16 protein-coding genes and 1 tRNA gene are annotated in these 24732 nt (G+C 64.1%); 3 read left to right on the forward strand and 14 right to left on the reverse strand.

Going from position 1 to position 24732, the window contains the following annotated elements; translation table 11 throughout:
• Positions 1 to 2: 2 nt before the first annotated feature.
• The 6 genes from F0Q04_RS07065 to F0Q04_RS07090 form a co-directional block, all read right to left on the reverse strand.
• Complete coding sequence (locus F0Q04_RS07065) at positions 3 to 1517, reverse strand: sigma-54-dependent transcriptional regulator (protein ID WP_116924593.1); 1515 nt, start codon at positions 1515 to 1517, stop codon at positions 3 to 5.
• Positions 1514 to 3211 (reverse strand): ATP-binding protein, encoded by a 1698-nt coding sequence (locus F0Q04_RS07070; protein ID WP_232539536.1) that lies wholly within the window; start codon positions 3209 to 3211, stop codon positions 1514 to 1516. The genes F0Q04_RS07065 and F0Q04_RS07070 overlap by 4 nt, the downstream gene beginning before the upstream one ends.
• A gap of 3 nt (positions 3212 to 3214) precedes the next feature.
• Positions 3215 to 3451 carry a PP0621 family protein gene (locus F0Q04_RS07075; protein ID WP_116924594.1) on the reverse strand — a complete coding sequence of 79 codons (237 nt, stop codon included), beginning with the start codon at positions 3449 to 3451 and terminating at the stop codon, positions 3215 to 3217.
• Positions 3452 to 3457: 6 nt separating this feature from the next.
• Complete coding sequence (locus F0Q04_RS07080) at positions 3458 to 4264, reverse strand: cytochrome C assembly family protein (protein WP_116924595.1); 807 nt, start codon at positions 4262 to 4264, stop codon at positions 3458 to 3460.
• Between the two features lie 110 nt (positions 4265 to 4374).
• Positions 4375 to 5301, reverse strand: coding sequence for a diguanylate cyclase (locus F0Q04_RS07085; RefSeq protein WP_116924596.1), 927 nt, complete (start codon positions 5299 to 5301; stop codon positions 4375 to 4377).
• Between the two features lie 43 nt (positions 5302 to 5344).
• Positions 5345 to 9214 (reverse strand): response regulator, encoded by a 3870-nt coding sequence (locus tag F0Q04_RS07090; RefSeq protein WP_116924597.1) that lies wholly within the window; start codon positions 9212 to 9214, stop codon positions 5345 to 5347.
• Between the two features lie 384 nt (positions 9215 to 9598).
• On the opposite strand from F0Q04_RS07090, the gene ffh reads away from it, so the two are divergent.
• Positions 9599 to 10978: a signal recognition particle protein gene (gene ffh / locus F0Q04_RS07095; RefSeq protein ID WP_021026457.1), complete on the forward strand. Its 1380-nt coding sequence runs from the start codon at positions 9599 to 9601 to the stop codon at positions 10976 to 10978.
• A gap of 400 nt (positions 10979 to 11378) precedes the next feature.
• Here the strand turns inward: ffh and selD are convergent, their stop codons facing one another.
• A complete protein-coding gene (selD, locus tag F0Q04_RS07100) occupies positions 11379 to 12446 on the reverse strand; it encodes a selenide, water dikinase SelD (protein WP_116924598.1) in 1068 nt (355 codons plus the stop codon).
• 292 nt (positions 12447 to 12738) lie between these two features.
• On the opposite strand from selD, the gene F0Q04_RS07105 reads away from it, so the two are divergent.
• Positions 12739 to 13677, forward strand: coding sequence for an acyltransferase family protein (locus tag F0Q04_RS07105; protein WP_116924599.1), 939 nt, complete (start codon positions 12739 to 12741; stop codon positions 13675 to 13677).
• Between the two features lie 108 nt (positions 13678 to 13785).
• Positions 13786 to 14910, forward strand: coding sequence for an acyltransferase family protein (locus tag F0Q04_RS07110; RefSeq protein ID WP_116924600.1), 1125 nt, complete (start codon positions 13786 to 13788; stop codon positions 14908 to 14910).
• A 272-nt stretch (positions 14911 to 15182) separates the two neighbouring features.
• On the opposite strand, the gene F0Q04_RS07115 is transcribed toward F0Q04_RS07110, so the two are convergent.
• From F0Q04_RS07115 to fdnG, 7 genes are all read right to left on the reverse strand, one after another.
• Positions 15183 to 15278 (reverse strand) — tRNA-Sec (locus tag F0Q04_RS07115).
• 89 nt (positions 15279 to 15367) lie between these two features.
• On the reverse strand, positions 15368 to 17293 hold the full coding sequence (gene selB / locus F0Q04_RS07120) for a selenocysteine-specific translation elongation factor (RefSeq protein WP_182345047.1): 1926 nt from the start codon (positions 17291 to 17293) through the stop codon (positions 15368 to 15370).
• Positions 17290 to 18717: an L-seryl-tRNA(Sec) selenium transferase gene (gene selA, locus F0Q04_RS07125; protein WP_182345048.1), complete on the reverse strand. Its 1428-nt coding sequence runs from the start codon at positions 18715 to 18717 to the stop codon at positions 17290 to 17292. Before selA ends, selB begins: the two co-directional genes overlap by 4 nt.
• 110 nt (positions 18718 to 18827) lie before the next feature.
• Complete coding sequence (gene fdhE / locus F0Q04_RS07130) at positions 18828 to 19793, reverse strand: formate dehydrogenase accessory protein FdhE (RefSeq protein ID WP_182345049.1); 966 nt, start codon at positions 19791 to 19793, stop codon at positions 18828 to 18830.
• A 121-nt stretch (positions 19794 to 19914) separates the two neighbouring features.
• Complete coding sequence (locus F0Q04_RS07135) at positions 19915 to 20577, reverse strand: formate dehydrogenase subunit gamma (RefSeq protein ID WP_116924604.1); 663 nt, start codon at positions 20575 to 20577, stop codon at positions 19915 to 19917.
• Positions 20574 to 21515: a formate dehydrogenase subunit beta gene (fdxH, locus tag F0Q04_RS07140; protein WP_116924605.1), complete on the reverse strand. Its 942-nt coding sequence runs from the start codon at positions 21513 to 21515 to the stop codon at positions 20574 to 20576. Before fdxH ends, F0Q04_RS07135 begins: the two co-directional genes overlap by 4 nt.
• A 9-nt stretch (positions 21516 to 21524) precedes the next feature.
• The gene (gene fdnG / locus F0Q04_RS07145; protein ID WP_182345050.1) at positions 21525 to 24587 is read right to left on the reverse strand and encodes a formate dehydrogenase-N subunit alpha; all 3063 of its coding nucleotides are present in this window, start codon (positions 24585 to 24587) and stop codon (positions 21525 to 21527) included.
• Between the last annotated feature and the right edge of the window lie 145 nt (positions 24588 to 24732).

Here is a 24732-nt window from a genome sequence, read left to right on the forward strand (position 1 = left end):
CCCTAGGGCTGCACCCCATCGCTGGGGTCATGGATCTGCAGCCGCTCCATGCGGTAGCGGATCTGGCGCAGGCTGATGCCCAGGCGGTTGGCCGCTGCGGTGCGGTTAAAGCCAAACTCCTGCAGCGCGCGCACGAGGATGTCGCGCTCGATGCCATCGAGCCAGGCCTGCAGATCGGCGGGCAGATCCTGTGGCGGCGCAAAGCCGTGGAGGCGCTGAGGCGCGACGGCTGCGGCCTTTGGCGCGGGCGTGGGCTGCTCATAGGCAGGGGCCGGCTCTGCAGCCTGGCTGTGCACGGGCGCCGGATGCGCGGCATCGGCCCGGGCCGGCTCCACATCCAGAAACGCGCCATCGCTCAAGGCGACCGAGCGCAGCAACAGGTTTTCCAGCTCGCGCACATTGCCCGGCAGTGCATGGCCTGCCAAGGTGTGCAGCGCCTGGGCGCTGAGCTGGGGCACCGGCTGGCCGCTCTCGCTGGCGATGCGCTCGAGCAGCGCCTGGCACAGCGCAGGCACATCTTCGCGGCGCTCGCGCAGCGGCGGGATGAAGATGTCAATGACGTTGAGCCGGTAGTACAAGTCCTGGCGAAAGCGCCCGGTCTGCACGTCGGCCGCCAGGTCGCGGTGGGTGGCACTGACGATGCGCACATCGACCGCTTCTTCCTGTTGCGAGCCCAGGGGCCGCACCTTGCGCTCCTGGATCGCACGCAAGAGCTTGGCCTGCATCGACAGCGGCAGCTCGCCGATTTCATCGAGGAAGAGGGTGCCACCATGGGCTGCCTGGAAAAAGCCTTCGCGGTCCTGGTTCGCGCCGGTGTAGGCGCCTTTGCGGGCACCAAAGAACTCCGCTTCGAGCAGGTTCTCGGGGATGGCGCCGCAGTTGACGGCCACCATCGGCCCGCTGGCCCGCTGGCTGTTGCGGTGCAAGGACTGGGCCACCAGCTCCTTGCCGGTGCCCGATTCGCCGCGCACCAAAATGGGCGCCATGCTGCCGGCCACCTTGGCAATGCGCTCGCGCACCTGCTGCATCACCAGCGACGGGCCGATCAATTCGCGCTGGGCCGGGGGGGCAGGCCGGGTGGGCGTGCCGGGCTGCGGCGCCGCTTGAAAAGCGGACTGCGCCGGGGCCAGCGCAGCGGCATCCTGCAGCCCCTGGCAGGCGGACGCCACCACCTGGCGAAACTGCTTGAGGTCCACCGGCTTGGTCAGGTAGTCAAACGCGCCTTCGCGCAGGGCCGCGACGGCATTGTCGGCCGAGCCATAGGCGGTCATGACGATGGCGCGCTCGCTGCGGCCCTGGCTGCGCAGGTCCTGCAGCAGCTCCATGCCCAGGCCATCGGGCAGGCGCATGTCGGTGATCAGAATCTCGAAGCGGCGCTGCTGCAGCTGGGCGCGCGCTTCCTGCACCGAGCCGGCCGTGTAGACCCGGTAGCCTTCGCGCAGCAAGGTCAGCTCATAAAGGGTTCTGAGGTCGGGCTCATCGTCCACGACCAGAACAGTGGTGTTTTCAAAACTCATGCCTGGTGGATCAAATCAGTCTGCTGGGGATGCGCGGGGCTGGCGGCCCGGCGAAACTGCACTATGAAGGCATTGCCCTGTGCCAGCTCGGGCAGCGCTGCGCTCTGCCTTTCATAGCGGATCATAGCGCCATGGCGGGTGCACAGCTCGCGGCAGATGTACAGGCCCAGGCCGCTCGATCGGCTCTCGGAGGAGAAGAAGGGCTCGAACAGATGCTTTTCGATGGTCGGCTCGATGGGCGCGCCATCGCTCCACACGACCAAGGTGGTGGTGCCCGTCAGGCTGCTGTGCGTGCTGACACGCAAGGAGTCTGCACAGTCCCGGCGGTAGCGCTGGCCGTTGTTGAGCAGGTTGTAGAGCAGCTGGCGCAGGTGTCCGGTATCAAAGGCCACCAGGCTGTCCTCGGCACTGAGCGACAGCGCCACGGTGTGGGCGGCGGGGGCCAGCGCCATCCAGTCATGGCAGATGTGCAGCACGGTCTCATTGAGGGCAATGGAGTCGCCATCGCCGGGCTGGATCTGGTTATGTACGCGGGCAATGTCCAGAATATCTTCGGCAATGCGGCCCAGGCGCTGGGCATTTTGCTCGACCATGTAGGTCAGGCGCTTCTGGCCCGGGTCGGTCAGCTCCTCATCGAGCAGCGCATTGGCCTGGGTGATGGCCGTCAGCGGGTTGCGGATTTCATGGGCCACGGCCGCGGACATACGCCCCATTGCCGCCATTTTCTCGGTGCGCAGCCGCGCCTCTATCTCACGCAGGTCATGCAAGAACACCAGGCACAGCGGGTCATTGTCATTGCTGCCAATGTTGCCGAAGGTGGGCAGCGGGTGGGTCAGCCAGGTGCGCACATGCAGGCCAATGGGGGCCATCTGCGGCGCGGTCAGCGCCAGGTCTTGCGAGAAGGGCTTTTGCTCTGCAAAGGTCTGGGTGACCTGCTCGACCACACCGCGCCAGGCGGGCAGCTGCGCCAGCGCCAGTGGCAGGTGAGGGTGACCCAGCAAGGTCATGGCGGCCGGGTTGGCAATACGCACCTGCAAGGCCTGATCGGCCACCAGCACGCCATCGGGCAGGTTCTGCAAGATGAGCGCATTGATTTGCTCTTGCTGGTTGGCCGCAGCGGCATTGCGCAGGCCCTGCAAGGTCTCGCGCTCCACCCGCGAGGCGAGCAGCCGCACGAGAATGCCCACCAGAAAATAGGCCGCTCCGGCGAGCCCGGCCTGCACGGTGTTCTGCGTGCCATCGGGGTCAAACACCGACAGGCGAAAACTCAGCGACTCGACAATCAGGAAAATCGTGATATAGGCGCAGCTGCCCAAGGTCACCAGCCAGCCACCCAGGGTCCCGGCAAACAGCACCGCCAGGCCGAACATCGGCGTCAAGGTGTAGGTGCCGGTTTTGGTCACTTCCAGCAGCGAGATCAGCAGCAGATCCATGCCGATCGTGGGCAGCCAGGCGTAGACGCGGCGCTGCGGTGGCGGCTGGTGGCTGAGCGCGGCATACAGCATGGCCGAGATGCCATAGGCGGCCAGCAGCGCCAGCTGCGACAGCAAGGGGCCCGATTGCGCCGGCGTGATGGCCATGGCCCCCAGAGCCAGCAGCAGGGCCACGAAGACGCGGGCCACCAGGTAGCCGCGCCACAGGCGCTTGAAGGGGGTTTCCATCAACGCCAGCGCGGCCATCGTGGCGATGCCCAAAGCCTAGCGCTGGCCAGGCGGCAGCGCCTGGGCGAGATGGGCTTGCGAGCAGTAATGCGCGCCCTGGTAGCCGATGGCATCGGACTGCGGCAGGTGCACGCCGCAGTGCGCGCAGTGCACCATGGGCTCAGGCTTGCCCAGGCCTTTTTTGGGCGGTGGCGGCGGCGCGTTCTTGACCCGTTGGCTGCGCCACATGTGCCAGCCCACGGCCAGCACCAGCAATACCAGCAAATACTTCATGGCAGCTCAGTGTTTCAAGATGACTTCAAGGACAAAGCGCGAGCCCACGTAGGCCAGCAGCAGCAAGGTGGCGCCCACATAGAGCATGTTGACGGCGCGCTGCCCGCGCCAGCCAAAGCGCTTGCGGCCCACCAGCAGCACGGCAAAGGTCAACCAGGCGAGCAGCGAGAACACCGACTTGTGGTTCCAGACCCAGGCCTTGCCGTACAGCGCCTCGCCAAACCACCAGCCGGCCAGCAAGGTTGCGGACAGCAGGATGAAGCCGGCCGTGACAAAGCGGAAGGTCAGGCGCTCCAGCGCCAGCAGCGGCAGGCCGCCGTCGTGGCTGCCATCCTGGCGCATCTGGCGCTCGGCCCGGGTCATCAGTGCGGCATGCACGACGGCTGCGGCAAACAGGCCATAGGAGGCAATGCCCAGCGCCAGGTGCAGCGGCAGCCAGGGCGAGGCATTCACATGCAAAGGGCTGCCGGGGTAGACGCCGGCCAGCAGGACCGCGATGCAACCCATGGCCGACAGTGGCCAGCGTGAGCGCAGCTGCGGGTAGAGCTGCTGCTCGACCACATACACCGTCAGCACCAGCCAGGCGGTGACGGACAGCGCCGGCGCAAAGCCGAAGTGGGGCATGTCACCGATCAGGCTCCAGGCGATGGCCGCCAGGTGCAAGGCCCAGGCCGCGCGCAAGCCCAGCCGCGCGCTGGGCTCCTGCAGGCGTCGGGCCGCAAGTGCGGGAATGGCGTAGGCAATAGCTGCAGCAATGGCCAGTGCCCAGCCGATGGGGCTGGTGCTGGCTGCGGCAAAGGCGGGAGAGAGCATGCCCGCTATCATAGCGGCGGCGAAAGGCCTGTGTGGTCTGCGCGGGCGCTAGCGCCTCGCCATCTGCTGGCTATTGCCGGCAATAGGCCGCAGAGGCTTCCTGGGGTGCGCTACAGGCCGATGCTGGTCGCGCAGACCCGGTTGCGGCCGCTGGTCTTGGCCTCGTACAGCAGTTCATCGGCCCGGCGCAGGCAGTCCTCCAGGCCGTCGGTCTGGCCGCAGTGGATGGTCAGCACCCCGCAGCTCACCGTCAGCTCAGGCGCCGTGGTGGAGGCCGCATGGGCAATCGCCATCTTCTGCACTTCCTGGCGAAAGCGCTCCACCACGGCCACGGCATCGGCGTGGCCGGGCAGGATCAGTGCAAACTCCTCACCGCCAAAGCGGGCGGCCAGGTCATAAGGGCGGCGGGCATGGCGCGCCAGCGTACCTGCTACTTGCTTGAGCGCCTCATCACCTTGCACATGGCCGTAGTGGTCGTTGTACAGCTTGAAGTGGTCGATATCGATCAGCGCCAGGCCCAGCGGGTCGTGCCTGCGCAGGCACAGGCGCTGGCTGCGCTGCAGCATGTCATCAAAATGCCGGCGGTTGGCCAGGTTGGTCAGGCCGTCGACCTGCGCGAGGCGCTGCAAGGCTTGGCGCTGCAGCGCCAGGTCGATCTGGTTGCGTACCCGCACACTCACCACTGCCGGGCGGATGGGCTTGGAGACATAGTCGGCCGCGCCCAGGCGCAGGCCATACTCTTCGGCCGCGGCATCGCTCTGGCCGGTGATGAAGATGATCGCAATGCCGGCCGTCGCCTCCTGTTTTCTCAGCTGGGTCAGCACCTCGTAGCCATTCATGCCGGGCATGCTGACATCGAGCAGCACCAGCAGCAGGCGGTGCGATTCGCGCGCGGCGATCGTGAGCGCACTGGGGCCGTCCTTGGCCAGCAGCACGCGGTACTGCTGGCCGAGCAACTCGGCGAGCATGGAGCGGTTGACGCGCTCGTCATCCACAATCAGGATGGTGGGTTGGTCGTTATCGGGCTCAGCTTGCATGGTGCGATGGTAAGGGGTCTCAAGGGGGCTGGCAGCCAGATGGTCAGGGCAGTATGTGTTCGAGCCGCTCGATCGCCGCCAGCGCGGCGTCGCCGTCCAGGTCTTCCACATGCTGCAGGATCTGCTGGAGCAGCGGCGTCCAGCGCGCCGCCGGGCTGGCCAAGAGCATCCGCTCGAGCTCGCTGACAGCCGCATAGTCGCCGTCAGCCACCAGGCGCTTGAGGTGCTTGAGGTCCTGGCGCAGGCTGGCAGCGGCAGGCGGGTTGGCCGCAGGCGGCGCGTCCAGCGCTGCGCTCGGCGGGGCCGGTGCAGGCTGGCGCGTGGCCAGGCCTTGCAGCAGCGTCTGCAACTGGGCGGCAAACTCGGCCGTCTCGGTATGCAGCAGGCGCTGGGGCTGGGGGGCGGGCGGTGGGGCCTGCATCCACTCCCGGGCCTGGTTCTCGATGGTTTCGGCCGCCTGTACCAGGGAGGTGGCATCGAGGTAGCCCAGTGCCCCCTTGAGCGAATGGGCGAGCATGGACAGCGGCTCCCAGGCCGACTGCTGCACATGCAGCACCAGGGTCTGGGGGGCATCGGCAAAGTCGCGGTAAAAGCCGGCCAGCACCCGGTCGACCCGCTCGGCATTGCCGTGGAAGCGCTGCAGCATCTTGGCGTGGTTGATGCCGGGCGTGGCTGCCACGCGGGCCTCGTCGCGCAAAAATTCGGACTCGGGTGCATCCAGTGCTTCGGCACTGTTGCCAGGGCCTGCGATCCATTCGCTCAGCGTTTCGTACAGCTTGCGCTCATCAATGGGCTTGGTCAGGTGGGCATTCATGCCCGCCTCTTCAATGGCGCTGCGGTCTTCGACGCGGGCCTGTGCGGTCAGCGCAATCACCGGCAGTTGCTGCAGATGGGGCAGCTGGCGCAGCGCGCGGGTGGCGTCCAACCCATCCATCTGCGGCATGTGCACGTCCATCAGCACGGCGTCGAAATGGTGGTGCTCGAGCATGCTGAGCGCTTCGGCGCCATTGGTGGCCAGGCTCACCTGCACGCCCACGAGGCTGAGGAAGTCGGCGGCCACCTCGCGGTTGAGGGCATTGTCATCGACGACGAGCACATTTTTGCCATGCAGCTGGGGATAGAGCTGGATCGGGTTGCTGTGAACCACCTGCGGTGGGCCCGAGGCACCGGGCAGTGCGCGCCGCGAGATGCTGCTGCCTTGCGACTGCAGCGCTTCCAAAATGGCATTGAACAGCACGGACTGTGTCACCGGCTTGATCAGCAGGCCTTGCAGACGCAGCTCCTCGGACCTGCGCATGACCTCGTCACGGCCGTAGGCAGTCACCATCAGCACTGCCGGGGTGGCCGAGAGATGCTCTTCCTCGCGGATGCGGCGCGCCACCTCCAGCCCGTCCATGCCGGGCATGCGCCAGTCCATCAGCACCAGGCCATAGGGCGTGCCTACGCGCGAGGCGAGCTGCAGATCGAAGAGGGCTTGCTCGCCGGAATCCACCGTGTCGGCGCGCATGCCAAAGCCGCGCACCATCTCGGCGAGGATGTCGCGTGCGCTGGCGTTGTCGTCGACGATCAGCACGCGGTCGACCGGCGTGCCGTGGTAGCGGGCCGGCTTGGGCGCCTGCTTGAGTTGCGCGGGGTGCAACTGCACCGAGAAGTAGAAGGTGCTGCCCAGTCCCGGGTTGCTCTCGACCTTGAGCTCACCGCCCATCTGGCCCACCAGGCGCTGGCAGATGGCCAGGCCCAGACCCGAGCCGCCATAGCGCCGCGTGGTCTGGCTGTCGGCCTGCGAGAAGGGGCGAAACAGCTGGCTCATCTGCGCCGGGCTCATGCCGATGCCCGTGTCCTTGACGGTGACCTCCAGCCCGATCTTGCCAGGGGCCACGGGGCGGTTGCCGGCGGTCTCGGTGGTCTGGATGCTGATGACCACCTCGCCCAGGTGGGTGAACTTGATGGCATTGCTCACCAGGTTGTTGAGCACCTGGCTCAGGCGCAGCGGGTCGCCGCTCAGCTGCCGGGGCACATCGGGCGCGACCGAGTAGACCACCTCGATGCCCTTTTCCTCGGCGCGCAAGGTGGTGACGGCCGAGACGGTCTCGAGCACATCGTCCAGCGCGAACTCCACGTTCTCCAGGGTCAGCATGCCCGCCTCGATCTTGGAGAAATCCAGGATGTCATTGATCACCGACAGCAGTGCGTTGGCCGACAGCTCCACCTTCTCTAAGTAGTTGCGCTGCTTGGGCAGCAGCGGGGTCTGCTGGATCAGGCGCGTCATGCCGATGACGGTGTTCATCGGCGTGCGGATCTCGTGGCTCATCGTGGCCAGGAACTCGGACTTGGCGCGCTCGGCCGCTTCGGCCATCTCCTTGGCTTTTTGCAGCGCCAGCTCTGCCTCGCGCTCGCGGGTGATGTCAAGCATGATGCCGTCCCAGATCGTGCCCGCTTCCTGGCGGCTGGGTGCCGAGCGACAGCGCAGCCAGCGCAGTCCGCCATCAGGGCGGATGATGCGGAAGCTGCAGTCAAACAGGCTCAGGCGCTCCAGCGCTTCGCGCTGGTGCTGCCGGTACATCGCCAGATCTGCCGGGTGGATGGTTTTGATATAGGCATCGTTGTTGGCCATGATGGCCTGCGCGCTCACACCGATGAGCTTTTCAATACCGGCGCTGATGTAACTCATGCGCAAGGTCGTGGCTGAGCCTTCAACGCGGTAGATCGCGCCACTGGGGAGGTTGTCGGCCAGAGCTTCCAGCCGCTGGCGCGCCTGTTCACGCTCGGACAGATCCTGCAGCGTGCCGCTGAGGCTGACGATGCGGCCACTGCTGTCATAGTCCGCCTGGCCCAGGATGCTGGCCGGGAACTGGCCGCCATCGGGCGTGTAGTGGGTCACATCAAGCCGGTAGGGCTGGCCGGTCTGGGCGCATTGCGCAATGGCCGCAGTCACCTTGGCATAGTCCTGCGGCGGCATCATGTGGGCTATGTTGTCCTGGGTCAGCTTCGGCCCCTGCGGGTCCAGGCCATTCATCTCGTACATCATCTCCGAGGCCTCGATCTCACCGCTGGCCAGGTCCAGCGTCCAGCTGCCGATGCGCGAGAGCCGCTCGGCGCGGCGCAGCGAGTCATAACTTTGGCGCAGCTGGTTTTCCGACTCGCGCATCTGCGTCATGTCACGCGAAATACCCAGAAGGCCGATGACCTCACCGTTCTCGTTGCGGTACTGGCTCTTGATGGACTGGAAGCTGAGCCGGCGCCCATCGATCAGTGCGTGCGACTCCGACACCACGGGCGTGCTGCTCCGATAAACGGCGGCATCGTCCTCGGCAAAATTGTTGTGTCCGCCAAGGATTTCGGCGTCGGTCTTGCCAATCAGCCCCCCGGGCGGCATCTTTGTGATGGCCTCGGCCGCAGGGTTGGCAAACACATAGCGGCCCTGCCTGTCCTTGACAAAGACGATGTCCGAGGTGCCGCGCATCACTGCATCGAGCAGATGGGTGGAATGGCGCCACTGCTGGGTGCTTTTCTCGACCTGCTGCTCGAGCGCGGCGTTGAGCAGCTGAATTTCCTGGTCGCGGCGCACGCGCTCGGTGATGTCGTGGGAGATGGTGAAAAAGCGCTTCTCGCCCTCGACCAGCTGGCAGGTGATGTGCACCTCCACGGGGAAGCAGGAGCCATCCTTGCGCTGGTGCGTATTGGTGGCCACGGTGTGTTCACCGGGCTCCATTTTCTGCCACAGGGCCAGCAATTCATCGCGGGTGTAGTCCAGCGCAAAATCGGCCACGTTCAGGGCCATCAGCTCTGCCAGGCTGTAGCCCATCTCCCGGTAGGCCTGGCTATTGACATCCAGGATCCGGCCTTGCGTATCGGTCACAAAGAAGGCGTCCGAGAAATGGTCTAGCAAGTGGCGATACGGCGTATCTGGCATCGGTGATCCTGGTCAAAGAAAGCGCCACCTCAGGGTGGCGGGCAGGGCTTTGGCATTGCGGGAGGCCATGCAAGCGCGGGCACGCCCAGGCCGCGGGTGCATTGTCGCGGCTTCGGGCAGGCATTTGCGCAGCCTCAAAGGCTAAATTCGTTTGGCGCTTTACGGGCAAACATTTACCTATTGTAGGAAGCGGGCCATAGTTTCTTGCGCTGGCGGGAGAGCTGCCAGCCCTGGTCCCGCGTCAGTTTTGGGGCGAGCGGGTAGAATCAAAGGTTTGCAGGGCTGTGGCTTACAGCCCCTGGCGCCAGCCGTTTTTAGCCCGGGCTCCGGCTAGCGGCTACACCTGGGCGCCTCCTTTGCCACGATTACTCAAGACTCCACCCTATGGCTTCCGCACTGACCGATAAACTCTCGCGCCTCGTCAAGGAAATGCGTGGCCAGGCCCGTATCACCGAATCCAACGTCCAGGACATGCTGCGTGAAGTGCGCATGGCCCTCTTGGAGGCGGATGTGGCCTTGCCCGTGGTGCGTGACTTCATTGCCCGCGTCAAGGAAAAAGCGCTGGGCCAGGAGGTTCTGGGCAGCCTCAAGCCGGGCCAGACCCTGGTGTCGATCGTCAACAAGGAGCTGGCCGCCACGATGGGCGAGGGCGTGGCCGACATCAACTTGCAGGCCCAGCCGCCTGCGGTGATCCTGATGGCCGGCCTGCAAGGTGCCGGTAAGACGACCACCACGGCCAAGCTGGCCAAGCACCTGATCGAGCGGCGCAAGAAAAAGGTGCTGACCGTCTCGGGTGACGTCTACCGCCCCGCCGCTATCGAGCAGCTCAAGACTGTGACCCAGCAGGCGGGCGCGGAATGGTTCCCCAGCACACCCGACCAAAAGCCGTTGGATATTGCCAACGCGGCGCTCGATTACGCCAAGAAGCACTACTTTGATGTGCTCCTGGTCGATACCGCCGGGCGCCTGGCCATCGACGAAGTGCTGATGACCGAAATCCAGCAATTGCATGCGGCCTTGAAACCGGTCGAGACCTTGTTTGTCGTCGATGCGATGCAGGGCCAAGACGCGATCAACACTGCCAAGGCCTTCAAGGAGGCACTGCCGCTCACCGGTATCGTGCTGACCAAGCTAGACGGCGACTCGCGCGGCGGTGCGGCGCTGTCGGTGCGCCAGATCACCGGCGCGCCCATCAAGTTTGCCGGTGTGTCCGAAAAACTCGACGGCCTGGAAGTGTTCGACGCCGAGCGCCATGCGCAGCGCGTGCTGGGCATGGGCGATATCGTGGCCCTGGTCGAGCAGGTCTCCAAGGGCGTGGACATGGAGGCGGCCCAGAAGATGGCCGAGAAGATCAAGTCCGGCGACGGCTTTGATCTGAACGACTTCCTGGGCCAGCTCCAGCAGATGAAGCAGATGGGGGGCCTGTCGACCCTGATGGACAAACTGCCCTCGGAGCTGGCGGGCAAGGCTGGCAAGGTCGACATGGACAAGGCCGAGCGCGAAGTGCGCCGCAAGGAAGGCATCATCTGCTCGATGACCCCCTATGAGCGCGCCAAGCCCGAATTCATCAAGGCCACGCGCAAGAAGCGCATTGCCGCTGGCGCTGGCGTGCAGGTGCAAGAGGTCAACCGCCTGCTCAACGAGTTTGGCCAGATGCAGCAGATGATGAAGAAGATGAAGGGCGGCGGCCTGATGAAGATGATGAAGAAGATGGGCGGCATGAAGGGCATGATGGGCGGCGGCATGCCCAAGCTGCCGTTCTAAGAACCTGTTCAAAGTCTCTACGCAGCCGCGTTGGAGTGCAATCGGGATGAGTTCGAAGGGGTGGAGCGCAGCTTGCACCGGGGTGCAAGCAAGGGCCAGCGCGAAGAAATCGCCCGATTTCACGCCAACCCATAGTGACAGTGGCTTTGCGCTACCCGGGAAGGGGCGCCCGGCGAGGGCCGCCCGGGCAGGGGCGGTCTGCGTCGTTGCAAATCCTCGCAATAGCATGGCTATTGCTGCGGTATTGCGCGGCTGGGCGCCCCCTCGCATCCCATCTCGCAAAGACACTGTCGCGGCGCGAGGAGACATTGAACAGGTTCTAAGCCCATACCGGCTTTATCGCGGCCCCAACCACAACGCCTGCATCCAGCAGGCGTTTTTGCATCCAGGCGCTGCGGTGTTACGACACCACGACCTGCGCCTCGCCGGCCTGCATATGGCCGACTACGCAGGCATCGGCAAAGCCCTGTGCTTTGAAGAGTTCGAGCACCTGACCGGCAGCCTCCGGCGCGCAGGAGACCAGCAGGCCGCCGGAGGTCTGCGGGTCGGTCAGCAGGCTGCGCATCGCATCGGGCACTTGCGCGCCCATTGCCACATCATGGCCGTAGGACGCCCAGTTGCGGCCCGATGCGCCGGTCACCACGCCTTGCTTGGCAAGATCGAGGACGCCAGGCAGTAGCGGCAGCGCCTGGCTGTCGATCACGGCTGTGAGCTGCGCGCCGCGTGCCAGTTCCAGGGTATGGCCCAGCAGGCCAAAGCCAGTGACATCGGTCAGCGCATGCACATCGGCCAGTTGCGCCAGAGCAGCGCCAGGCCGGTTGAGCTGGGTGGTGGTGCGCACCATGCTGGCGTAGTCACTGTCGCTGAGCAGGCCTTTTTTCAAGGCCGCGGACTGGATGCCCACGCCGATGGCCTTGCCCAGGATCAGCACATCGCCCGCCTGGGCATCGCGGTTGCGCTTGAGCTGCGCTGGGTTGACGATACCGATGCCGACCAGGCCATAAATGGGCTCGACCGAGTCGATCGAGTGGCCGCCGGCCAGCGGAATGCCGGCATCGCGGCAGACGGCCTCGCCGCCTTCCAGAATCTTGGCAATGACGTCGTGGGGCAGCACATTGATCGGCATGCCGACAATGGCAAGCGCCATCAGCGGCGTGCCGCCCATCGCGTAAATGTCCGACAGCGCATTGGTCGCAGCAATGCGGCCAAAGTCATAGGGATCATCGACGATAGGCATGAAGAAATCGGTGGTCGCAACAATCGCCTGCGTGTCATTGATCTGGTAGACCGCCGCGTCATCCGCTGTCTCGGTGCCCACCAGCAGCTGTGCATAGAACTGCTTGGGCACCGCACTGCGGCTCATCAGATCGGCCAGCACCCCAGGGGCAATCTTGCAGCCGCAGCCGCCGCCATGCGACAGCGAGGTCAGGCGTGGCGAGGTGGGCAGGGTGGCGGTAGGGGCATTCATACGGGCATCCTCAGGGCTAACAGACTGGCGAGAAAAGCGGTGCCGCCCATGGCGGCCCACCATTATCGGCATTTGGCGGGCAGGCGTGCGCCATGCTGCATTGCGCGTGAGGGGCAAAGCGGCAGCACTCGCCGATGGGGCCAAAAGTGGCTCCGATGAATTCAGTGCCACCTTGGCTGTGGCAACCAGACAGCTTAAAAGCCGAGCATCGATAGTCGTCAGGGAAGCGCTGACCCGTGTCGCATCGGGTATGCTCTCGGATTTTTCTGCGGGATCCTATTGAGGCAGGGGTATGCGAGAGAATAACTTTGACCTGCTGCGACTGATGGCGGCCCTGGGCGTTTTCTGGGCCCATGGCTCGCTCTTCTACGACCTGCAGATCACCCCATTTTTCAACAATACCTACAGCATGGGCTCGCTGTCGGTCTATGTCTTTTTCTTCATCAGCGGCTATCTCAATGTCCAAAGCTGGAGCCGAACGGCGCAATGGACTGCGTTTGGCATCAAACGGGCGCTGAGAATTTTCCCTGGGCTGCTGGCGGCAGCCTTCGTATCCGTGTTTGTCATTGGTGGGCTCATGACGACGCTGGACCTGAAAAGCTTTCTGTCTTCGGGGCAGACCTGGGGGCTGTTTGTCAACTATGGAACAGGCCTTGCGACACTCAATGACCTCCCCGGGGTGTTTGCGCACAATCCAATTCAGAACGCGGTAAACGGCTCGTTGTGGACGATCAAGTACGAGGTCTTGATGTATGTGCTGCTGGTTTTATTCGGCATGACGCTAGGGCTCTCTCGCCGGATTCTTGTGCTAGTAGTGGCCGTGTCGGCCGCTGCTTTTCTGTTGGTGAAAATCCCCGCGCTGGATGAGGGCGCGATCAGCTGGCGAGATTTCTGGCAATTCGCCACGATGTTCTTCGCAGGAGCCGCTTTTAACTACATCCCGGTGGACCGCAGGCTATGGCTGGTACCGCCAATGCTGGTGGGCTTTGTCATTGCTTGTACCAGCACCACCCTGGCGATCGTTCAGGGCAGTGTCTTCCTTTGCTTGCCCTGTGCCGTTTTTCTGCTTGCCTATTGGAAGCCTTTGACCCGCATTCGGCTGGACCAAGATCTGTCCTACGGCATCCACATTTATGCATTCCTGGTGCAGCAGGCCATCACCGAGATCAGTCAAAGGCATGGGATTTCCAAACCGATATATATATCGTCGTGGCGCTGGTCATCGTGTTGATGCTGGCGCTGGCTTCCTGGGTCTTTATCGAGCACCCGGCCATCGCCTGGTCCCGGCCTCTGGTGCCGCCTACGCGTCGGTCCTCACATCCCCATGTAAAACCGTGAAATGATTAAACAGATACAAATACTCCGGCTGATGGCAGCCCTCTGGGTAGTAGTTTTTCATGGTGCAATACTCGGTATTTTTTCGGATGCGACACCTTGGGTGGCTGCTGTCATCAACTTTGGCTATGCCGGGGTGGATGTTTTCTTCGTCATCAGTGGCGTGATCATGGCGCATTCCACCAAAAATATGGGCCATGGGCCACGCACTGCCACTGCATTTTTGCTGGCTAGATTTTCAAGAATCTATACAGGCTGGTGGCCGGCCATGCTGCTCTATGTCATTTACTTAAAACTAACGCAGCAACTCGATCCCCACATTCAGCTGCAAGCATCTTTTTTTCTCTACTTTTCCGATCTTGCAGGCCTTGTCAGTATTGCCATCTGGTCACTGATGTTTGAGCTGTATTTTTACGTGGTCTTGTCACTGGTCTTGTTGTTTCCGAAATGGCATCGCCAGCGCTTTATTAAAACTCTGTTTGCGGCACTCGTTGTGCTCAACCTCTACTTGTTGGCGCATCGCTCTGCCGCAGATGGAGGCATCGAGCAAAACTGGATTCGGCTCTTTTATGTGGCTCCCCTTGTGGCAGAATTTTTCATGGGCTACTTCCTCTACCAGTACCTGCAACGCCCTTCGCGCGCATCATGGAAGTTTTGGGCCTTGCTGGCTGCAGCATGGATTGCCTTGATTGTCTATTTCATGCCCCATTTTGAAGATTATCCCTATGGTTTGGCCAATTTTCACTATTGGCCTGAGCGCGCAGTATTGATGGGCGGCGCAGCAATGGCGATCGTAGGCATGGCGTTGAAGCTGCCCTCTCCGCGCAGCCAGATCGCACTGGCGCTGGCAAAATTTGGTGACTATTCTTACGCCATCTATTTGCTGCATATCCTGGTATTCAGCATGATGTTGACGCTATTGCCTTGGCACAGCTGGCATAGCCAGGTGCAGCTTTTGATTGTCGTTGGTGTCCTCGTTGCATTGCTACTGGTGTCAGCCGCTTACTACCACTGGGTGGAGCGGCCGGTCTACATGTTTTGCCGCCAAAAAATCAACCACTGGTTGCACCCCACTGTCCCTGCCCAGCCTGTTCTTCAACCACTCTACAAAAATCAACAGCTGCGATAACGCATTTGCAGAGGGTCCTTTGCATAGCCCTCGCCATGCGGGTTGGATGCGGATGGAGATAAGACGCAAGGCGTCTTTTGACGGTGGAGCCGTGGGTAGCTATTGCGGAGGAATGCGTCCCTAAGGTGCATGAAGCCAGAAAACTTGCCTTGGATTTGAGAAATTCCCGGCGCAAGCATCAGGACTAGGAGCCATGCGCTGCAGTGCTCATAAGCGGGGGATCAGAAGAGCGCTACCTGACTGAGCGCATACCACCTGTACGGAGACCGAGATGGCGGAAGACAGCTGGAGTCGAACCAACCCAGGAGTGGCTGACACCCCTCACCGGGTTTGAAGCCCGGCCGCGCCACCGGGCACGATTGCCTTCCCTGCAACACGTGCGTGTTGGGCAAGATGGCCGATTGTAGCGGCTCTGCGTGGCGCCTGCGGCTGGCGCTGCCGCAGACCCTTGGGTGGCTTACGAGGTTGCGCCCGCCTGCCAGCGCACACCCGGGCGCAGCACATGCGTATCGCGCACGCGGCGGGTATAGCCCACGCGGTCGAAGAACTCCAGGATCTGGATGGCGCGCTTGCGGCCCAGGGCCGTGGCATCGCGGAAGGCATGGGCCTGCACTTCGCCGCGCTCGGCCTGCTGGGCAAGCTCTGCGGTGAGTGCCGCCAGCGCATCCATGGAGGGGGCGGCATAGAAGAGGTCCTTGACCACCTGGAACACGAGGCCCTGGCGCGAGAGCTTTTTGAGCAGCTGGCGCACCAGCTCCTCCCCGGCGCCATGGTCGCGGGCCAGGTCGCGCACCCAGGGCGGGTCAAAGCGGCCTTCGGTGATCGCTGGCATCAAGCGCTGGGCGAGGGCCTGCTCGGCCTCGCTCAGCTGCACCTGGTGGCCGGGCAGGTGCAGCCAGGCGCCGCTGCTGGCGATCTGGCCGGCGGCGATCAGCGCATCGAGCAGGCCGTGGTAGAGCGCATCGTGCGGGCCATGCTGCAGCGCGGGCAGGGCCATGCGGCGCAGCCGGGCTGCGTTGATGCCGTGCTCATCGGGGGCGACTTCATGAAAGCGGTGCAGCGCCTGCAGCAGCTGGTCTTGCAACGTCTGCCAGGCCTGGCTGTCTACCAGCAGCGCATCGCCATCGGGCAGCGGCAGGTGGGTGCAGTGCTCGGCCACGACCGGTGTCGCCGTGCCAGTCAGCCGTACCAGCAGTGAGCGGGCCAGGCCCAGCGGGGCTTCGGCCAGCAGCGGACCGGTGTCGGCGGTATCAATCCAGTGCGCCAAGGCGGCCAGGTAGGCCATGCGGCTGTCGCTGCGGCGCTTGCGGGCGGGCGCATAGGGATCGAGCACCATGGCGCCGGCAATGGTACGGCTGGCCTGGGCATTGCGCACGATGACGCGGTCACCCGGCAGCACCAGGGCGGGGGCATCCAGCACCAGCTGGGCCAGCGCTTCGGTGCCCGGGGCCAGGTCGCCATCTTGCAGCAAGGCGATATGGCCGGTGCAGCGCATGGTGCCCAGGTGCAGGTGCACAGCCGACCACTGCGCCAGCGGCGCTGCATCGGCGAGCAGATGCAGGCGCACATCGATACGCTGGGTGGGTTGGCGCAGGCGCGCGTCCATGATCCAGTCGCCGCGCGTGATGGCCTCCTTGGCAATGCCTGCCAGGTTCAGCGCGCAGCGCTGGCCGGCCAGGCCGTGCTCGCTCGCCTGGTTCTGCGCATGGATGCTGCGCACGCGTACGGGCGCGCCGCTGGCCGAATGCACGAGGCTGTCGCCCACGGCCACCTGGCCATTGAAGACGGTGCCGGTCACCACCGTGCCCTGGCCGGGCAGGCTGAAGACCCGGTCCACTGCCAGGCGGAACAGCCCGCTGTTGGCGCGCTGGGGCATGGCCTGGGCCTGCTGGTGCAGGTGCTGGCGCAGCGCCCGCACGCCCGGGTCATCGGGCAGCGCGGCTGCGGTTTCAAAGACGGGCGCATCGGCCAGATTGCTGCGGGCCAGGATGGCGGTGATCTCGTCCCGCACCTCATCGATGCGGTCGCGGGGTACGCGGTCGACCTTGGTGAGCGCCACCGTGCCCTGGCGGATGCCCAGCAGCTGCAAAATTTCCAGATGCTCCAGGGTCTGGGGCATCACGCCGTCATCGGCAGCCACCACCAGCAAGGCATGGTCAATGCCGACGGCGCCGGCGGCCATCGTGTGCACAAATTTCTCATGGCCGGGCACATCGATGATGCCCAGCACATCGCCATTGGCCAGCGGGGTGTAGGCGTAGCCCAGCTCGATCGAGATGCCGCGCGCCTTTTCTTCCTTCAGGCGGTCGGTCTCCACGCCGGTGAGCGCGCGCACCAGGGTGGTCTTGCCATGGTCGATATGGCCTGCGGTGCCGATGATCATGCCTGACCGTCCGCTGGGGTGCTGCCCAGGGCCAGCTGCTGCAGATTGGCGGCAAAGTCGGCCTGGTCAGCGGCTTCGAGGCAGCGCAGATCCAGCCAGAGCGCATCGTCGCGCAGCCGGCCGATCACCGGGCGCGGCAGCTGGCGCAGCGCGGCTTCGAGCTGCTGCAGCAGGCGCCCGGCGCGTTTGCGCTCTTGGGGGCGCACGACCAGGCCGTGGCTGGGCAGGCTCTCGACGGGCAATGCGCCGCTGCCGATCTGGCTGGTCATCGCGGCGTGCTCCACCCGATAGTCCGGCCCCAGCAAGCTTTGCAGTGGCGCCTGCAGCGCGATCGCTTGCTGCTCCATGGCAGCGGCCGGGCGGGTGAACAGGCGCAAGGTGGTCAGGCGCTCGGCCAGTTTTTCCGGGTGCAGATAGAGGCGCAAGGTCGGCTCGAGCGCAGCCAGGGTGAGCTTGCCCACGCGCAGTGCGCGCTTGAGCGGGTTCTTCTTGATCTGGGCGATCAAGGCCTTGCTACCGACGATGATGCCCGCCTGCGGGCCGCCCAGCAGCTTGTCGCCGCTGAAGGTCACGACATCGGCGCCAGCCTCGATGGTCTCGCGCACCGTCACCTCATAGGGCAGGCCCCAGTCGCGCATGTCGACCAAGGTGCCGCTGCCCAGGTCCACGATCAGCGGCAGCTGGCGCGCATGGGCGATGCGCGCCACATCGGCTTCGGCCACCGACTTGGTAAAGCCGCTGATCGCGTAGTTGCTGCAGTGCACCTTCATCAGCGCAGCGCTGTGCTCGCCCAGCGCGGCCTCGTAGTCTCTCTCATGGGTGCGGTTGGTGGTGCCTACCTCCACCAGGCGGGCGCCGGCGCGCGTCATCACATCGGGGATGCGGAAGGCGCCGCCAATCTCGACCAGCTCGCCGCGGGAGACCACCACTTCCTTGTCGCGTGCCAAGGTGGACAGCACCAGCAGCACGGCTGCCGCATTGTTGTTGACGATGGTGGCGGCTTCGGCGCCAGTGAGGCGGCAGACCAGGTCTTCGACCAGGTCATCGCGGTCGCCCCGGCCGCCGTCGGCCAGGTCGTATTCGAGATTGCTGGGGGTCGCCAGCGCCTGCACCACCGCGTCAATAGCCTCTTGCGGCAGCAGCGCGCGGCCCAGGTTGGTGTGCAGCACCGTGCCGGTCAGGTTGTAGACCGCCTTGAGGCGCGGCGCAAACAGCTGCTGGAGCTTTTGCTCGGCAGCGTCCAGCAAGGCATCGGCACCCTCTGCGTTGCTGCCCGCCTCTGCCAGCCAGCGGCTGCGCGCCTCGCCCAGCGCTGCGCGGATGGCCTGCGTGCACTGGGTCTTGCCATAGCTGTCCACCAGCGCAGCGGTGCGCGGGTGCTGCAGCAGCTTGTCAACAGAGGGCAGGTGGGACGGTGCGTTCATGGGCAAACAAGCTCAAACAAGGGCTGAAACAAAAAAACGATGGGCTGCAGCGGGCAGCGCCATCGTCCAGTATGGCATGGTGCCAAAACGTTCAGGTGCTCGGCACGCGCTCAGTGCAGATCGGGCACGCTGCCATCGGCATCGGCCGCTTGCGGCTCGGCCACGGCGACAAACAGCAGCGGGTTGCCGCTGGCGCGCGAGAACGCGGTCTGCTCGCTCATCAAGAGGTCCAGCATCAGGCTGGCCAGGTCATCGGCCAGCGGCTCGGCCAGCGGGTCTTTTTCCTGGTTGACCAGCTTGCGGTAGCTGCCGCATTCGGTGCAGGTTTCGGCCAGCACCACATCCTTGCCACCTTCCAGGCCCTGGTAGCGCACGCCCTTGGTCGATTCGCAGTGGCTGCATTTGACGCGCACCATATGCCATTCGGTGGCGCAGCAGCCGCAGTGCAGGTAGCGGTGGCCGGCCATCTTGCCGCCAATGCGTACCACGCCGGCGACCGGCTCGCTGGCGCAGACCGGGCAGATGGTGGCCGGGTCGGTGAAGGGGATGTCGGCCAGGCGCAGCTGGCTGGCGCGGGTGGCAAACACCACTTGCAAGGCCGCCATGACAAAAGGTGCCAGGCCCACATCGCGCGCGGCCAGCTCCTTGGTCAGCAGGCGCTTGGCCAGCGCATTGCGGTCGTCGGTGTTGCAGCGCTGCAGCTCGCCAATCAGCGGCTGCAAGGCCTCGGGCAGGCCATCGGCACTGGCCAACTGGGCGAGCATGCCGTCCAGCACCTGGTGCCAGATGGGGTCCAGGTGGTCAGCGGCCGGCAAGAGCGGCGACGAGTACTGCTGAGCCTGGGCGATGGCCGCTGCATCGGGGGCAGCCACCTGCAGGCCCTGGGCTGCTTTGTGCTGGGCATCCACCAGCTTGGCGATGAACAGCAGGTAGTCTGCAATCGGGTTGCCGTCGGCCAGTTGGCGAATACGCTGCGCACGGTCGAGGAAAAGACTGCTGGTATTGGGCAGCAGCACGCGTGGAAAACTGGTGTGGTCGAGCGACTCGATCTCACCGGGTTGAAGAATGCGTTGCATACGGGGATTTTCTCAAAAATCAACGCCGATAGACCTGGCGGGGCTATCGGCGTTGGGGAGCAGGGAGGGCCTGGCCCGGCGCAGCGCTGGGCTGCTCGCCGGGGCATGCCCAGGGGGCGCATCAGGCGCCGTGCTTGTGGCTGGCGGGCTTGTCCAGGTCCGCCGTGTCACCCGTCATGCGGCGGTACCACAGCGGGTGGTGAAAGCGCGCCCAGGCGCGGGTCACCGTGCCGCGCGTCATCGCGCGGATCGTGCCCTGGGTCCAGATGGCCGCGTAGATGTGGGCGATGATCAGACCGATCAGGCCGAAGGCCGACAGCGCATGCAGCAGCGCCGCAGCGCGCACCACGTTCACCGGCAGGTTCCACCAGGCGCGCCACATCAGCACGCCGGTCACCAACAGGCCCGCCATGCACACCACCAGCATCCAGAACAGCACTTTCTGGCCGCCGTTGTACTTGTCCACCGGTGGCATCTTCTCGTGCTCGCCGTTGACCAGCGCGGGCACATTCCTGAGCCACTCGACATCGTTCTTGCGGATGATGTTGAGCTGCCAGAAGCGGAAGAACATCAGCACGAAGCCGACGGTCATCACCAGACCGATGTAGGGATGCAGAATGCGGGTCCAGGGGCCGCCACCGAACAGGTTCGTCATGAAGAAGAACGAGGGGTGGAAGAACGCTAGGCCCGACAAGGCCAGCAGCACAAAGCTGATCGCGACCACCCAGTGGTTGACGCGTTCGCCAGCGGTGTAGCGTTGGAGATCACGGGTCTTGCTTTTCATCGTCCAGACTCCTCGTGGTGGTCGGCGCCCTTGTCCGCGCGCGCCTTGGCGGCCTCTTCCTCTTCCAGCTCCTCGGGCACTTCGATCGGGCCCTTGGTGATGTAGTGGAAGAAGCTGCCGACAGCGGCCACGCCCAGCGCTGCCAGCGCCAGCGGCTTGGCCACACCCTTCCACAGGCTCACCATGGGGCTGATCGATGGATCATCGGGCAGGCCGTGGTAGAGCGAGGGCTTGTCGCCATGGTGCAGCACATACATCACGTGGGTGCCGCCCACGCCTTGCGGATCGTAGAGGCCAGCCTTGTCAAAGCCGCGCTCCTTCAGGTCGACAATGCGCTCCTCGGCACGCTCTTGCATGGCGGTCTTGGTGCCAAACATGATCGCGCCGGTCGGGCAGGTCTTGACGCAGGCGGGCTCCTGGCCCACGGCCACGCGGTCCGAACACAGCGTGCACTTGTAGGCCTTGTGGTCCTTTTTGGAGATGCGCGGAATGTTGAACGGGCAGCCGGTCACGCAGTAGCCGCAGCCCACGCAGTTTTCCTCCTGGAAATCCACGATGCCGTTGGTGTACTGCAAGATCGCACCGGGAGAGGGACAGGCCTTGAGGCAGCCCGGGTCTTCGCAGTGCATGCAGCCGTCCTTGCGGATCAGCCATTCGAGGTTGCCGGTGGCTTCGTTTTCGTACTCGGAAAACCGCATCACCGTCCAGGAGTTGGCCGTCAGGTCGGTCGGGTTGTCGTACACCCCGGCCGCTGCCGTGCCCACATCGTCACGCAGATCGTTCCACTCCATGCAGGCGGTCTGGCAGGCCTTGCAGCCGATGCACTTGGAGACATCGATCAGCTTGGCCACCTCACCGCCATGCGGGCTGCGCACGCTGGGCGATGGGGTGGTGGTGGCGGAGCGGCGCTTGATATCCAATGATTGAAGAGATGACATCGCTGCTCCTTAGATCTTCTCAACCTTCACGAGGAAGGTCTTGAACTCTGGCGTGTTGCTGTTGCCATCACCCACAAACGGGGTGAGGGTGTTGGCGAGGAAGCCAGGCTTGGTCAGGCCCTTGAAGCCCCAGTGGATAGGGATACCCACGTGGTGCACCGTCTTGCCTTCGATCTGCATGGGCTTGATGCGCTTGGTCACCACCGCAGCGGCCTTGATGTAGCCACGCTTGGAGCTGACCTTGACCATCGCGCCCGTCGCGATGCCGATCTCCTTGGCCAGCGCCTCGCCGATCTCGACGAACTGCTCGGGCTGGATGATGGAGTTGAGCAGCGCGTGCTTGGTCCAATAGTGGAAGTGCTCCGTCAGGCGGTAGGTCGTGCCCACATGCGGGAATTCGTCTGCCTTGCCGAAGGTCTCCCAGATGGCCGGGAAGACGCGGGCGGCCGGGTTGCTGACCGCCTTGTCGTTCTTCGGGTACATCGGGTTGTAGCCCAGCGGGTTGTCGAATGCCTCGTAGTGCGTCGGGAACGGGCCTTCGTTCATGCCCTTGCGGGCAAAGAAGCGTGCCACCCCTTCGGGGTTCATGATGAACGGGCCGGTGCCGGTCTCGGGCTTGATGGTCGGGCCGTAGTCGGGCACGTCCGCGCCGCCCCAGGTCGAGCCATTCCACTTGACCAAGGTGCGGTTGGGGTTGAAAGGCTTGCCTTCCAGATCCGCCGATGCGCGGTTGTACAGCACGCGGCGGTTGGCCGGCCAGGCCCAGGCCCAGTTCAGCGTGTTGCCGATGCCGGTCGGGTCGCTGTTGTCGCGGCGGCCCATCTGGTTGCCCGCCTCGGTCCAGCTGCCCGTCCAGATCCAGCAGCCACTCATCGTGGAGCCGTCGTCACGCAGCTCGCCAAAGCCGGACAGCTGCTGGCCGGCAGGGCGCAGCACCTTGCCATCGGGCGCCGTCAGGTCGGTCAGTGCGCGGCCGTTGTACTCCTTGGCAATCTCTTCGGACGAAGGGTGCGCGGGCTGTGCATATGGCCACCACAGGTTCTGGATCGGATCGGGGAACTTGCCGCCGTCCTTTTGGTAGGCCGCCTTCATGCGCAGGTGCAGCGCCGACATGATCGCGATGTCGGTCTTGGCCTCGCCTGGGGGCTCGGAGGCCTTCCAGTGCCACTGCAGCACACGCGAGGAGCTCACGACGGCGCCATCTTCTTCTGCGAAGCAGGTGGTGGGCAGGCGGAACACCTCGGTCTGCACCGATGCGGTATCGATGTCGTTGTACTCGCCGTAGTTCTTCCAGAACTCCGAGGTCTCGGTGGCCAGCGGGTCCATCACGACCAGGAACTTGAGCTTGGCCAGCCCGTTGCGCACACGGCTCTTGTTGGACAGCGCCGCCAGCGGGTTGAAGCCCTGGGCGATGTAGCCGTTGACCTTGCCTTCGTTCATCAGCTCGAAAATCTGCAGCATGTCGTACTGCTTGTCGAGCTTGGGCAGGTAGTCATAGGCCCAGTTGTTGTCCTTGGTTGCAGCCGGTCCCCAGAAAGCCTTCATCAGGCTGACGTGGAACTTGGGGTAGTTCTGCCAGTAGCTCATCTGGTTGGCACGCAAAGGTTTTTGCGTGCGCGCGTCGATGTACTTCTGGTAGTCCTGCTCCCCTTGGTTGGCCAGCGTCAGGTAGCCGGGCAGTGCGTTGGACAGCAGGCCCAGGTCGGTCAGCCCCTGGATGTTGGAGTGACCGCGCAAGGCGTTCATGCCACCACCGGCGACACCGATATTGCCCAAGAGCAGCTGCACCATGGCGCCGGTGCGCAGGATCTGCGCGCCGATCGAGTGCTGGGTCCAGCCGAGGGCATACAGGATGGTTGCCGCGCGGCCCGCTTGTGCCGTCGATGCGAGCTTTTCGCAGACATGCAGGAACTTGGCCTGGGGCGTGCCGCAGACGCTCTCCACCTTCTCAGGCGTGTAGCTGGCGTAGTGGCGCTTGAGCCATTGGTAGACGCAGCGCGGGTGCTGCAGGCTCGGGTCGGTCTTGACGTAACCGTCCTCGCCCAGCTCGTAGTCCCAGCTGGCCTTGTCGTAGGTGCGCTTTTCCGGGTTGTAGCCCGAGAAGATGCCTTCGTCGAACGCAAAGTCTTCCCGCACGATGAACGTGAAGTCGGTGTAGTTGCGCACGTACTCGTGGTGGATCTTGTCGTTCGTCAGCAGGTAGTTGATCACACCGCCGAGGAAAACAATGTCCGAGCCGGAGCGGATAGGGGCGTAGAAATCTGCCACCGATGCCGAGCGGTTGAAGCGCGGGTCGACCACCATGAAGTGAGCCTTGTTGTGCTCCTTCGCCTCGGTCACCCATTTGAAGCCGCAAGGGTGGGCTTCAGCGGCATTGCCGCCCATGATCAAAATAACGTCCGCGTTCTTGATGTCGACCCAATGGTTCGTCATCGCTCCACGGCCAAACGTCGGGGCAAGACCTGCCACCGTCGGGCCGTGTCAGACACGGGCTTGGTTATCGAACGCCAACATGCCCCAAGAGCGGGCCACTTTGTAGGTGATGTAACCGGCTTCGTTGCTGGAGGCCGAGGCGGCCAGCATGCCGGTCGAGGTCCAACGGTTCACCGTCAGGCCATCATCGGTCTTCTCGAGGAAGTTCGCGTCGCGATCGTCCTTGAGCAGCTTGGTAATGCGGGTCAGGGCCTCATCCCAGGACAGGCGCTTCCACTCATTGGAGCCGGGCGCGCGGTATTCGGGGTAGAGCAGGCGGTTGGGGCTGTGGACGATGTCCAGCAGCGATGCGCCCTTGGGGCACAGGGTGCCGCGGTTGACGGGGTGGTCGGGATCGCCTTCGACGTGGATCACCGAGAGTTTGGCGTTCTTGCCGCCATCGCCCAGCGAGTACATCAAAATGCCGCAGCCAACAGAGCAATACGTGCAGGTTTGCCGTGTCACTGTGCTGCCGACCAGCTTGTACTGACGGACTCCGGCAAGCGCAGTGGCGGGCGAGAAGCCCATCACTGCCAGGCTGGAACCCGCCAGAGTCGAACCAGTCACTTTCATGAACTGGCGTCTGGAGAATTGCACCATGGGGTGTCCTTTCAATGAAGGATGCTTGTTTTCTATGCTTACGACACAAATTGTAGTCTTCTCCCTCTGAAAGCAGAATAGTTGGGCATTCCGGGTATTCAGCACGTTTGACAAATTGGTAAAAATACGAGTGGGACCATCTGTC

Origin of the sequence: Comamonas koreensis, from assembly GCF_014076495.1 — a bacterium.
GTDB classification, from domain to species: Bacteria; Pseudomonadota; Gammaproteobacteria; order Burkholderiales; family Burkholderiaceae_C; genus Comamonas; species Comamonas squillarum.